Below are 11,521 nucleotides of genomic sequence, written 5' to 3' on the forward strand. Positions count from 1 at the left end.
TCAGGTGGCAGGGGGTTGGCGTGGCCCAGCGCAGGCCGTGGGAAGTCGAGGACGAACTGTGAGCGTTGATCGAGCCTCTGCTACCCAAGGTCGAGCGTCGCTTCCGCAATCCCGGGCGCAAACGGCTGGACGACCGGAAGGCGCTGTGCGGCATCTTGTTCGTGCTGTACACGGGACTCCTGGGGGAGTTCCTGCCGCAGGAGATGGGGTACAGCTCCGGAATGACCTGCTGGCGGCGGCTGCGGGACTGGACCGAGGCTGGGGTGTGGCAGCGGCTGCACGAGCTGCTACTGGCCAAGCTCAACGCCGCTGGTCTGATCGACTGGTCGCGGGCAGCGGCCGATGGCTCGCACGTCCGGGCATCGGCGAACGCCTCAGGCCGGTGGCCTCGGATACGCGCTCGTGTGGCTGAAGTTCCGCGGGTCGCAGACGTGGTGGTGCGGGCGGCAGAGCCGGGCCGCTCTGGATGCTGCGACAAAAACGCTCCCCAGCGACACGGACGATGGCGCCGGCGACGAGTTCGGCGAGATCAGCGGCCGTGATGGCGGTGGGTGGGGCGAGTAACTGGGCTACGCCCGGGACTACTTCGGCCGCGAGTGCGGCGAGGGTGGTGAGTGCGCCAGTTCGCGGGGGAGTGGCGCGAAACGCACCCGGGGACGGTGATCGTCGGCCGCGCCGTGACCGCCCAGCTCCTGCCGCACCGCCCGGACTACGACGCGGTCGTCGCCGCCAGGGCGCGGGAGGGGCACCTGGAGGGCGACCGCCAGAACTCTGGGTGATCGAGACGCTGGAGAGCGGCGACATGATGGTCGTCGACATCTTGGAGCTGACCGCGGGCGGGGGAGCGAGCCCGACCGCGGAGCAGACGGAGAGGGATGAGAGATGCGGATAGCCGTGACGGGTGCGGCGGGCAGGCTCGGACGCGAGGTCGTCGACCGGGCCCTGCGGGCCGGACACGAGGTGGTCGCGATCGACCTGCCGGGATCGCCCGCGCAGGGAGACGGGGGCCGGCCTGCGCTCGAATGGCGCCCCGCCGACGTCACCGTGCTCGACGAGGTGCGCGCCGCGCTCGCCGGGGTGCAGGGGGTGGCACACCTCGCCGCGCTCCCGCACCCGCGGTACCCGGAGCCCGAGGTCCACCGGATCAACGTCGGCGGCACCCACAACGTGCTGATCGCCGCCGAGGAACACGGGGTGTCGGCCGTGTGCCTCGCCTCCAGCGTCAACGCCATCGGCGGCGTGTTCAGCGCGCGGCCCCGGTTCGACTACTTCCCGGTCGACGAGGAGCACCCGCCCTACTGCGAGGACAGCTACAGCCAGTCGAAGTGGCTCGTCGAGCAGCAGGGGGCGGCGTTTGCCCGGCGGCGCCCGGACGCGACGTTCTCGTCCCTGCGCCTGAACACCCTCCAGGACGACTGGGCGGCCGCGGCCGCGCTCGGCGGCGACGAGAAGCGCGCTCCCGATCTCTGGGGCTGGACGTCCTTCGACTCCGCGGCCTCGGCCGTGCTGCTCGCCCTGCACCGGCGCACCCCCGGCCACGCCGTGTACACCGTCGTCGCGGCACGCACGACGAGCACCACGCCGTCGGAGGAACTCGCCCGCCGCTGGTACCCGCAGGTGGCGCTGCGCGCCCCGCTGCCGGACTGTGCGGCGTTCCAGTCGTCGGCGAAGGCGCTTGCCGAACTGGGCTGGGACGCCCGGGAGGAGCACCCGGCGATCTCGGAGCGGGAGCGCTGACACGGCAGCCGACAGCGCAGTAGTCCTTCGTCGCGTAGGCGCCGTGTGAGCGCTTACATGGTGCCTGAAGCCGACCGGTCGGAGGTCGTCACGACACAGTGGCCGCATCGCAGGAAGGCCACCTTCACCCTTCGGCGCTGGTCCTGATCCCGCACCCGAGCCGCTGGACCCTCCTGGGTGCGATGGTTGGTGCGCTCCCCGTCCTGACCTTCGTACGTACATCCCAGGAAGGCGCCGAGGCTCCCGGCCCTGCGCGACAACCCGACCGTTGCCCTGACGACCGACACCGAGATGGGCTCAGCCAAGATCTTGAGGCGGGGTGGGTTCGCTCTACCACGACGGCATGGTCCGGATCGTCGTGACGCCGGGCTGGGCGAAGCTGATCGACTTCGAGACGACCCTGCCGAGCGCGGTCGAAGAACTGATGCGGCAGCGGGAGGAGGGTCAGCACGGCTGAGCGGCGCGGGGTGGCTCGCGCCGGAAGGATCGGGCCTGGTGGACGAGCCGCTGCTGCGGGAGCTGGTGCCTGTCGCACCGACCTGCTGGTTCCCCCCGCGGAGCCGGTTCCGTCACCAGCGCCACCGTGGCCAGTAGCGGCTCGCGGCCTCGGCCTGCCGTGCGCGTACGTGCTGGCCCGGTTCCGGCGCGCTCGTGCGGGTCCGGCACAGACCCGCACCCCGATCTGCGTGGGGGAGAACCTCTACCTCCGCTGGGGCTTCCGGGAGCTGCTGGAGCGCGGCGCGGTCGACGTCATCGAGCCCGACGTGCCGAAGTGCGGCGTCCTCGCCGAGGCCAAGAAGATTGCCAACCTCGCCGAGATGCACTACGCGCCGTTCGCGCCGCACCTGGTGTCCACACCGCTCGGCACGATGGCCACCGCCCACCAGTGCGGGGCGATCCCCAACTTCCTGGGGCAGGGGTGGCACGCGCTGGAGGAGCGCGAGGTCTGGGACAGCTACGTCCACGCCCCCGACGGCAGCGGGTCCATAGTGAAGGACGGCTACATCACGCTGGCCGACACACCCGGCATCGGGGTCGAGCTCGACATGGACGGGGTGCGCGCGCACGCGGTGCCCGGCTACGGGATCTTCGGATAGGCGGGGGGTAGGACATGACCGGTGCAACCGCGTCCGACCCGGCCGCCGTCGCGCAGACGGCGAAACGGCTGAAGGCGCTCTACACGGGCCGTGGTGTACGACATCATGGACGAGATGGGGCTGCCCCATCAGTGCCTCGACCTCGCGATCGCTCCGCTGGAGCGCTCGATGCAGGTCGCGGGCCCTGCCTACACGGTGGTGGCTTCGCCGGACGTGCGCGAGCGCAGCGAGATGCCGCCCGACACCAAGCTCGCGGACTTCGGCGTCTTCACGCACATGTACGAGGGCTGCGTCGTCGTGGGGGCGACCGGCGTCGTCATCGACGGGGGCATCCGCGACGGCAGGCTGGTGCGCGAGATCGAGGGCTTCTCGGCGTTCGCCCGCTACACCTCTCCGATCGAGTCGCTGCGCCGCTCGCGCATCCACGACATCGAGGTGCCGGTCTCGATGACCGGCACCCTCACCAGCCAGGTCCGGGTCGATCCGGGCGACTGGATCTTCGGTGACGAGGACGGGGTGCTGGTGATCCCGGCCGGGGCGCTCGACGAGGTGCTCGCGAAGTCGGAGGAGGCCAAGGACATCGAGGACAAGGTCCGCGAGGAGGTGCAGGCTGGCGTCCCGGTGATCGACGTCTTCAACAAGTACGGCCGCCTCTGAGGTCGACCAGACGCCGGGAAAGCCACTTCCACCGCACGAGCCGCAGTGGAAGTGGCGTTCCTTGCGTTCGGGACGGGGCGTCAGCCGCCGAATCCGTCCAGCGCGTGGGCGCGCAGGTAGTCCAGGTCGAAGTCCAGCCCGAGCCCGGGTCCCGGCGGGAGCTTGAGGCTCCCGCCGCTGTTGTCCAGCGGCGCGGTCAGGAACCGGTTGTAGGAGCTCAGGTCGTGGCGGCTCGACTCGATGCGGTAGAAGTTCGGCACGGTGATCATCACCTGGCCGCCTGCCACCAGATTGACCGGACCGGCCGCGTCGTGCGGCGACATCGGCACGTAGTACGCCTCGGCCATCGTCGAGATCTTCTTCAGCTCCGAGATCCCGCCGGTCCACGTGACGTCGGGCATCGCGAAGTCGGCCAGCCCCTGCTCGAACACCGGGACGAAGTCCCACCGGGTGTGCAGGCGCTCGCCCACCGAGATCGGCGTCCGCACGCCTTCACGTACCTGCCGGAGCGCGTGGTAGCTCTCCGGCGGTACCGGCTCCTCGTACCAGTGGATGCCCCCCAGCTCGTCCAAGGCCTGGCCCAGCCGGATCGCGGTCGGCACGTCGAAGCGGCCGTGCGCGTCGATCATCAGCTCGACGTCGGGTCCCGCGGCCTCCTGGACCAGGGCCGTCAGCTCCATCGCCTGCCGCTCCTCGGCCCGGCTCAGCCGGCCGTCGAGGTAGCGGTCGTTCGACTGCGGCAGCCCCGGTGCGTGCGGGTACGGGTCGAACTTGATGCCCGTGTGGCCGGATTCGACGATGCCGCGGATCTCCTCGACCACCCCTTCCCGCGTGCCGAAGCGGCGCTGGTCGGGATGGGTGTAGATGAGCAGGTCGTCGCGTACCGGGCCGCCGAGCAGGTCGCAGACCCGCAGGCCGAGCGCCTTGCCGCGGATGTCCCACAGCGCGATGTCGACGGCGCTCGTGACGTTGGTGCCCGCACCGCGGCTGCCCATGTAGGTGAACGCGCGGAACACCTTGTTCCAGGTGTCCTCGATCCTGGCCGGGTCGTCGCCGACCAGCAGGTCGTTCACCTGCCGCACCATCGCCGCGATCCCGCGGTTGGCCGTGGGGGTGGTGGTGGTGATCTCGCCCCAGCCGCTGATCCCCTCGTCCGTGCGGACCTCCACGAAGAGGAACTCCCCCCAGAAGGAGCCCCCGGAGCGGACCAGCCACGGAACGATCTCGGTGATCCTCATCAGGTCGCACTCCCGTCTGCTCCGCGCCCGGACTGCGCCGCGCGCCACTCCTCGTACTCGGGCCGTGCCTCGTCCGACAGCGGGTAGTAGAGGCGCATGTCTCCGCCCTGCGCCAGGCGCATGCGGGAGAACTCCTCCCATTCCGCGTGCTCGCTCGCCACCGCCAGCAGCTTCCGCGCGAGCTTGATGGGGACGACCACGGCGCCGTCGTCGTCGGCCACCACGATGTCCCCCGGCTCGACCACGGTGCCGCCGCACGCGACCGGCACGTTCACCGCGGTCGGGAAGATGCCGGTCTGCGCGTGGTAGTTGGGGGTGACCCCGCGCAGCCACAGGCCCACACCGAGCGTGCGGGCCTTGCCGATGTCGCGGATGCACCCGTCGACGATCACGCCGGCGCCGCCGCGGCCCTTGAAGTAGGTCAGCATCATCTCGCCGAACACGCCGCTCGCCATGTCGCCGCGGGCGTCCACGACGATCATGTCCCCCGGCTGGGTGTGGTACATGACGTGGCGGTGCAGCTGCTTCTCCGGCTCGGCGTACTCCTCGACCTGGTGGAGGTCCTCGCGCTTGGGCATGAACTGCAGCGTGAGCGCAGGACCGGCCACTGCGATGCCGGGCGTGAACGAGACGGGACCGCGGATGTGGGCGCTGCGGACGCCGAGCTTGCTGAGCTCGCTGCTGGCGGTGGCGCTCCCGATCGCGGCGAGGCCGTCGACCAGATCCTTCGGTGGGCGAACGACGTCCTGAGTCTCAACCACGTTGTTGTCTCTCTTTCCATCCTCGTTCGTACCTGCGGCCGCTTCACATTAAATTTCGGCCTAGTTTCGAGAATTCGCCACGGTGGACGTTGGATCGGTGCGGGCAGCGGCCTACTCGAACACGCTGAAAAGCGGACCTTGACGGGGATCGATGCCGTAGTGATTTAACCCCGACCCGCATCGAAACTCAACCCTGGTTGTTCGAAACTAGAGGCAACGCAAAACGCGGGGAGAGGGCGGGGTCGCCGGTGGAGGTCCGAGTCTCCGCCGCTGCGAAGGGACGGCCTGCTCAGCGGCAGCGGCCGCCACCGGCTCCGCGAGAGCCCGCGGTGTCAGGCGGGCGGGGGTGCGGTGCTATCGCGAACCACGAGTGCGGTGGCCAGCTCGACGCGGGTCTGCGGGAGTTCGGCGCGGTGCGGCTGGGCGAGCACCGTGCGGACGGCCAGCGCGGCCAGCTCGGCGATGGGCTGGCGCACGGTCGTGAGTGGTGGGGAGATCCACTGCGACATCGGGACGTCGTCGAAGCCGACCACGCTGATGTCGTGCGGGACGCGCAGGCCGCGCCGCTGGATCGCGGCGTAGACGCCCATGGCCTGCTCGTCGTTGGCGGCGAAGATCGCGGTCGGTGGGTCGGGCCGGTCGAGCAGCTCCAGGGTGGACGCCACCCCCGAGGCGTAGTGGAAGTCGCCGTGGGCGATGAGCTCCGGATCCGACCCGGCGCCCGCGCGTTCGAGCGCAGCCCGGTAGCCGGCCAGGCGGGCCTGGCTGCAGAGGAAGCGCATCGGGCCGGTGATCACGGCGATGCGCCGGTGCCCGAGTTCGATGAGGTGCTTCGTGGCGGCCATGCCGCCGCCCCAGTTCCCGGCGCCGATCGAGGGCACGTCGGTGTCGAAATCGCCGACCGGGTCGACGAGTACGGTCGGCAGACCGAGCTTGGCGACACGTTTCTGGTCGGCCGGGGAGAAGTCCGACAGCGCAAGCACGATTCCGCGGGAACCGCGCCCGGCGACGTCCTCCAGCCATTGCTGCACGCGTTTCGGGCCTCTTTCCAGCACCGAGACGACGATCGCCGCGCGGGCCGCGCGGGCCGCTTCCTCGGCGCCCCGGATCATCTCCGCCGCCCAGGGGGTGCTGGGGTCGTTGAAGACCATCTCGATGAGCCCGCCGCGGCCTTCGGCCGCCGCCGTGGCCCTCCTGGTCCGCTTGGTCGGGACGTACCCACGCTCGGACAGGATCGTCTCGACCTGTGCCCGGGTGGACGCCGAGACGTCGGCCCGGCCGTTGAGCACCTTCGACACGGTCGCGGCCGACACACCGGCCTCCGCAGCGACGTCGGCCACCGTGACGCGCCGCTGGACCGACTCGGACGTCACCACTCGCTCCATCGCCGGGGACCAGGTACGGCGGCCACTATGGCACAGCCGCGACCGGCATTCAGGCCCCCACCTTTCGCGCGCTCGGCGACCCCGCTGCCGAGCGGCTGATCGTCAACCACCACCGGCTGGTGCTGCCGAACGGGTCACGCGCGATGGCGCCCCCCGCCGTGGCCGACCGGCTCGACGAGGTGCGCGACCTCGTGCTCGCGGGCGACGCGAAGGCTGCGCAGCGAGCCTTCTCCGGAGACGTCGTTCGGCACCGGTTGTCCCGGGTGGGGGACCGACAGCTCAACTATGCCCTGCATGTCATGGCCACCACTCAGATCCGTCACGACACCCCGGGCCGGGCCTGCTACCGGCGGAAACGCGCAGCGGGCAAGAGCCACAAGGAGGCGCTGCGGTGTCTGAAGCGGCGGCTGTCCGACGTGGTCTACCGGACGTTGGTACGCGACGCGCGGGCGGCGGGCCCGGGAGGACATCCGGGGGCGACTCTGCAGTCCAGCGCGGCCGGCTCGTCCCCGACGCCCGACTCTTCGGACAAGTCACTTCCCGGACCCACCGCACTCGGCCTATGACTGCGGGCAAGTAGCGGTGTTGACAGGAGAGGCGCCGAAGAGGTCACTGGTTCGATCCCAGTATCGCCCACCAGCCAAAACGGTCCTTCCCGATTTTCGGGGAGGGCCGTTGACAACAGTTGTGACGGCAGCGCGACCGTTTCGGTGCGCCGTCGCGAGGTCACTCGATCCTCGCTGGTCGGGGCGATGCTCTGGGATAGCGGACAACAACGTGGGCGGCAGTGCCTCGATGTGGCCGTGCTGGTCCGTCTGGTCAGGTGGGCGTGCAACACGAGCCGGCCAGTGTTGTTCGATCGGATTTGGCAGCTGCGCCTCGATTTCGCACGACAGCATCGAGCAGGCTGTCGCCAGTCCGCCCGCGATTCCCGAGGCGCACACCCTCGCGGGCCTGGGTCGAGCACCGGCCGGTGTCAGCCCCGCGGCAGTCCGCGGTGTCCACCCTGAGGCTGTCGATCAGCGACTGGCACCCGTCGTCGTCAGTGCGACTTCGCAGCTGCTCTCCTCGACTAGCGGTTGAGGTCCGCCAGCGCGTGCATCGTGTCGGCCAGGGCGGGATACACCCGCAGGTACTCGGCGTACAGCAGGTCGTAGACCTCGCGGTCGGTGGGGTCGGGACGTGCGTGTTGGGCGACGGGGTTCCAGCCGGTGGTGTTGACGCCGGCGGCATCGGCCGCCAGCCGTGCGTCACCGTAGGACGCGCCTATGGTCACTGAGGGGATGTCCTGGGGCAGCCCGGTGACGTCCGAGACGATCTGCGTCCACAGGTGGTCCCGGGTGCCCCCGCCAACCGCGACGAGCCGCCTGGGCCGTGCCCCCGCGTCAGCCATCGTGGCGAGGTTGTGTCTCACGCCGAACGCCACAGCCTCCAGAGCGGAGCGGTAGAGGTGACCTCGTCCGTGACGCAGGGAGAGTCCCACCCACGCGCCTCGAGCACGCGGGTCGAAGATGGGGGTGCGCTCACCCGCGAAGTAGGGAAGGAGAAGGAGCCCCTCGCAGCCCGCCGGTACCCGCCGAGCCTCCTCCAGGAGCTCGGCGAAGGCTGTCCCGGTGACCTCGGAGAGCCAGCTGGTGATCAGTCCGGACGTGGACATGCCCGCTGCTGACGAGAACGTCTCGCACGTCCGACCCACCGCTGCCCAGAGTCCAGAGTGGACCGTCGGCGCCGAGACAGTCTGGATGATGAACATCGTGGAGCCGTACATCAGCATGGTGTCGCCCGGTGCCCGGCACCCGACGCTGTAGGCCTCGGCGAGGGCGTCGACGGTCCCGGCGAGCACCGGCGTGCCAGCAGGCAGACCCGTCGCGTCGGCGGCTTCCGGGGTGACCGTCCCTATCACCTCGCCGGGCCAGGCCAGCTGGGGTCGTTCGAGTTGCTCGAGGCCCGCCCATCCTGGCTCCCACCATGCCTGGGCGCGCAGCTCGTAGAGGGGATCGGATCCACTGGCCGAGTAGTGGTCGAGTGTGTAAGCGCCGGTCAGTCGGCGCACGACCCATCCGGGCGCGGAGTAGAAGCGACGGGTGCGTGAGAAGGTCTCCGGCTCGTGTTCGGCCACCCAGGCCAGTTTGGGACCCACTGCTTGGCTGGTCAGCAGATTCCCCACTGCGGCGAGCAGCGTGTCGGGCCCGAATCGTTCGTTCTGCGCGGCGACTTGTCGCTCCGCACGGGTGTCGATGCCGTAGAGGATCGCCGGGCGCAGGGGTTGGTCACGGGCGTCGGTGAGTAGAACGGCGGGCCCGATACCGCTGACGGCCACACCGTCGACCGGGCCGGGTGACTTTTTGAGGAGCTCCTGGAGGATAGAGGTGACAGATGCCCACCAAACGTCGTCCGCATCGTGCTCGAACCATCCTGGGTGAGGCGAGGACGTCGTGTAGGGACGGGTGTGGGAGGCGAGGACTGCGCCGGAGGCATCGACGACGACGCCCTTGCTGCTGCTGGTTCCGATGTCGACGCCGATGAACCTCACTTGGTCGCCGCCGCCGGGTTCCCGGCCACCCGCTCGCCAGTTGGAACGAGGGCGGGCTCCAGCGCCGTTCGAGGAGCCTCTTCGGGCATCAGGACGGTCGGCGGGGGGAGGAGCGCGGGCTCCGGACGTACGCGCCGGATCTGGACCGGGTACGCCGAGGCGCTCTCCTCAGTAAGGCCCTCGTCGGTCACGATCAGGTCGACGTCGTCGAAACTTGCGATGCGCACGAGCGCTGTGTGGCCGAACTTCGAACTGTCGGCCACGACGAGGACCTTGTCCGCTGCGCCCAGCATCGCCCGCTTCATCGAGACCTCGTTGCTGTTCGTGTTCGTGATGCCCTGAGGATCCACGGCGTCTGCGCCCATCACGGCGTAGTCGACGTGGAACTCCTTGATCATGTCGACGGCGCGCTCACTCGCGAGGCTGTAGACGGCGGGCAGCACCTCGCCGCCGGGAACGAACAGACGAACATCGCCCTGATTGGCGACCTCGGCTGCCACCCGTAGGTCGTTGGTGATGACCGTCATCTCCCGGTGGCCACGCAGCGCCTGGGCCACCCCGAGCGTGGTGGACCCGCTGTCGATCAGAAGGGAACTTCCGTGCGGGATGATCTCGGCGACGACACGGGCGATGGCACGTTTCTGTGCCACGTTCTTGCCCACTTTGACGCTGTACGGGATCTCCGCGGGCTCGGCAGGCAGCGTGGCGCCGCCATGACTGCGCACGATCAGACCCCGTTCCGCCATCGTGTCCAGATCACGTCGGATCGTCGAGGTGTCGACCTGATAGTCCTGCGCCAGTTGACGCACGCTCACGTAGCCATGCCGTTGCACCCGGCTGAGGATCTCCTCACGGCGCTTCTTCCCCACCAGTCCCCTCCTCCTCGTCCATCTGCCCGGCGTGACGGCAGCGTGGCACCGGCGATGCCTTTAGTGCTTGACCGATTGCACGATACCGTGCAATCTCTCCTTCCGACTGCACGGAACCGTGCACTCTTCGACTGAACTCGCGCGTGCGCGATGCCGTCGACGGTGCCGCCCGGGGCTCTGACAAGGAGTATCGATGCGAAAGATCGCTGTAGTCGCTGGCGCCATGGGGGCGGCCCTGATGCTCGCCGCATGCGGTAGTGGTCCGGCCGGCGGGGCTGGGCAGGCCGGCGGCGGCCGCAACGTTGCGCCCGAAGACATGCGCTTCGTGAACGTGGTGAAGCTGGTCGGGGTCGGCTGGTTCGACCGCATGGAGCTGGGCATCCAGGAGTTCGCCGACGGCACCGGCATCGACGCTTCGCAGACCGGCGCCGACGACGCGAGCCCCGAGAAGCAGGTCAAGGTCATCCAGGACCTGATCGCGCAGCGGCCCACAGCCATCGGTGTCGTGCCCAACTCGCCGGAGTCCCTCGAAGCGACCCTCAAACGCGCCAAGGATCAGGGGATCATCGTCGTCACCCACGAGGCGAGCAACCAGCAGAACGTGGACGTCGACATCGAGGCGTTCGACAACAAGTCCTACGGTGCCCAGATCGTCAAGAGCCTCGCTGACTGCATGGGCGGCACGGGGCAGTACGCGGCGTTCGTCGGCAATCTCACCGCGAAGACCCACATGGAGTGGGTCGAGGGCGGGCTCGAGTACGCGCAGCAGAACTACAGCGGGATCGAGCGCGTTGTCGACCCGATCGAGTCCAAAGAAGATGAATCGGTCGCATACGAGCGGGCGAAAGAGATCCTTGCAACCTACCCTGACATCAAGGGCTTCCAGGGCTCTGCCGGCACCGATGTGGCCGGTATCGCCCGGGCTGTGCAGGAGGCGGGCCTGACCGACAAGGTCTGCGTCATGGGTACGTCGATCCCCTCGGTGGCGAAGAAGTACCTCGCGGACGGCTCGATCGACAAGATTTTCTTCTGGGATCCGGCTATGGCGGGCAAGGCGATGATGACGATCGCGCAGCACCTGGCCAGCGGTCAGCAGGTCGCGAACGGGACTGACCTAGGGATTCCCGGTTACGAGTCGCTCACCGTGTCTCCCGATAACCCGAAGGTCCTCTACGGGAACGCGGCCATCGAGGTGGACCGGTCGAACGTCGACCAGTACCCGTTCTGATCTCTGCTTGGAGGTA

12 protein-coding genes and 1 pseudogene are annotated in these 11,521 nt (G+C 69.2%); 8 read left to right on the forward strand and 5 right to left on the reverse strand.

What is annotated here, in order from left to right; translation table 11 throughout:
* Positions 1-65: 65 nt before the first annotated feature.
* The 6 genes and pseudogenes from ACQPZQ_RS15360 to ACQPZQ_RS15385 all read left to right on the forward strand — a co-directional run.
* Positions 66-404, forward strand: a pseudogene (locus tag ACQPZQ_RS15360) (transposase); the annotation flags it as partial.
* Positions 405-614: 210 nt separating this feature from the next.
* Positions 615-779 (forward strand): hypothetical protein, encoded by a 165-nt coding sequence (locus ACQPZQ_RS15365; protein ID WP_433296163.1) that lies wholly within the window; start codon positions 615-617, stop codon positions 777-779.
* A 103-nt stretch (positions 780-882) separates the two neighbouring features.
* Positions 883-1,737, forward strand: coding sequence for an NAD-dependent epimerase/dehydratase family protein (locus tag ACQPZQ_RS15370; protein WP_433296165.1), 855 nt, complete (start codon positions 883-885; stop codon positions 1,735-1,737).
* 319 nt (positions 1,738-2,056) lie between these two features.
* Complete coding sequence (locus tag ACQPZQ_RS15375) at positions 2,057-2,194, forward strand: hypothetical protein (protein ID WP_433296167.1); 138 nt, start codon at positions 2,057-2,059, stop codon at positions 2,192-2,194.
* A gap of 169 nt (positions 2,195-2,363) precedes the next feature.
* The gene (locus ACQPZQ_RS15380; RefSeq protein ID WP_433296169.1) at positions 2,364-2,834 is read left to right on the forward strand and encodes an enolase C-terminal domain-like protein; all 471 of its coding nucleotides are present in this window, start codon (positions 2,364-2,366) and stop codon (positions 2,832-2,834) included.
* Between the two features lie 90 nt (positions 2,835-2,924).
* The gene (locus tag ACQPZQ_RS15385; protein ID WP_433296171.1) at positions 2,925-3,491 is read left to right on the forward strand and encodes an RraA family protein; all 567 of its coding nucleotides are present in this window, start codon (positions 2,925-2,927) and stop codon (positions 3,489-3,491) included.
* Between the two features lie 80 nt (positions 3,492-3,571).
* On the opposite strand, the gene ACQPZQ_RS15390 is transcribed toward ACQPZQ_RS15385, so the two are convergent.
* The 3 genes from ACQPZQ_RS15390 to ACQPZQ_RS15400 form a co-directional block, all read right to left on the reverse strand.
* The gene (locus ACQPZQ_RS15390; protein ID WP_433296174.1) at positions 3,572-4,729 is read right to left on the reverse strand and encodes a mandelate racemase/muconate lactonizing enzyme family protein; all 1,158 of its coding nucleotides are present in this window, start codon (positions 4,727-4,729) and stop codon (positions 3,572-3,574) included.
* Entirely contained in the window at positions 4,729-5,490 is a 762-nt protein-coding gene (locus tag ACQPZQ_RS15395; RefSeq protein ID WP_433296177.1) for a ribonuclease activity regulator RraA, read from the reverse strand. Before ACQPZQ_RS15395 ends, ACQPZQ_RS15390 begins: the two co-directional genes overlap by 1 nt.
* A gap of 332 nt (positions 5,491-5,822) precedes the next feature.
* Positions 5,823-6,863 (reverse strand): LacI family DNA-binding transcriptional regulator, encoded by a 1,041-nt coding sequence (locus ACQPZQ_RS15400; protein ID WP_433296179.1) that lies wholly within the window; start codon positions 6,861-6,863, stop codon positions 5,823-5,825.
* Between the two features lie 155 nt (positions 6,864-7,018).
* On the opposite strand from ACQPZQ_RS15400, the gene ACQPZQ_RS15405 reads away from it, so the two are divergent.
* Positions 7,019-7,441 carry a transposase gene (locus ACQPZQ_RS15405; RefSeq protein WP_433296181.1) on the forward strand — a complete coding sequence of 141 codons (423 nt, stop codon included), beginning with the start codon at positions 7,019-7,021 and terminating at the stop codon, positions 7,439-7,441.
* Positions 7,442-7,947: 506 nt separating this feature from the next.
* On the opposite strand, the gene ACQPZQ_RS15410 is transcribed toward ACQPZQ_RS15405, so the two are convergent.
* Positions 7,948-9,408, reverse strand: coding sequence for an FGGY-family carbohydrate kinase (locus tag ACQPZQ_RS15410; RefSeq protein ID WP_433296183.1), 1,461 nt, complete (start codon positions 9,406-9,408; stop codon positions 7,948-7,950).
* Entirely contained in the window at positions 9,405-10,277 is an 873-nt protein-coding gene (locus ACQPZQ_RS15415; RefSeq protein ID WP_433296185.1) for a DeoR/GlpR family DNA-binding transcription regulator, read from the reverse strand. The genes ACQPZQ_RS15410 and ACQPZQ_RS15415 overlap by 4 nt, the downstream gene beginning before the upstream one ends.
* Positions 10,278-10,470: 193 nt before the next feature.
* Between ACQPZQ_RS15415 and ACQPZQ_RS15420 the strand changes: the two genes are divergently transcribed.
* Positions 10,471-11,505 (forward strand): autoinducer 2 ABC transporter substrate-binding protein, encoded by a 1,035-nt coding sequence (locus ACQPZQ_RS15420; protein ID WP_433296187.1) that lies wholly within the window; start codon positions 10,471-10,473, stop codon positions 11,503-11,505.
* Positions 11,506-11,521 lie beyond the last annotated feature (16 nt).

The sequence above is a fragment of the Pseudonocardia sp. CA-142604 genome, from assembly GCF_050948475.1.
Taxonomy (GTDB): domain Bacteria; phylum Actinomycetota; class Actinomycetes; order Mycobacteriales; family Pseudonocardiaceae; genus Pseudonocardia; species Pseudonocardia alaniniphila.

Coding starts and splice junctions, on each gene's coding strand:
- ACQPZQ_RS15370 (WP_433296165.1), top strand. CDS start 883: ATGCGGATAGCCGTGACGGGTGCGGCGGGCAGGCTCGGACGCGAGGTC.
- ACQPZQ_RS15390 (WP_433296174.1), bottom strand. CDS start 4,729: ATGAGGATCACCGAGATCGTTCCGTGGCTGGTCCGCTCCGGGGGCTCC.
- ACQPZQ_RS15405 (WP_433296181.1), top strand. CDS start 7,019: ATGGCGCCCCCCGCCGTGGCCGACCGGCTCGACGAGGTGCGCGACCTC.
- ACQPZQ_RS15420 (WP_433296187.1), top strand. CDS start 10,471: ATGCGAAAGATCGCTGTAGTCGCTGGCGCCATGGGGGCGGCCCTGATG.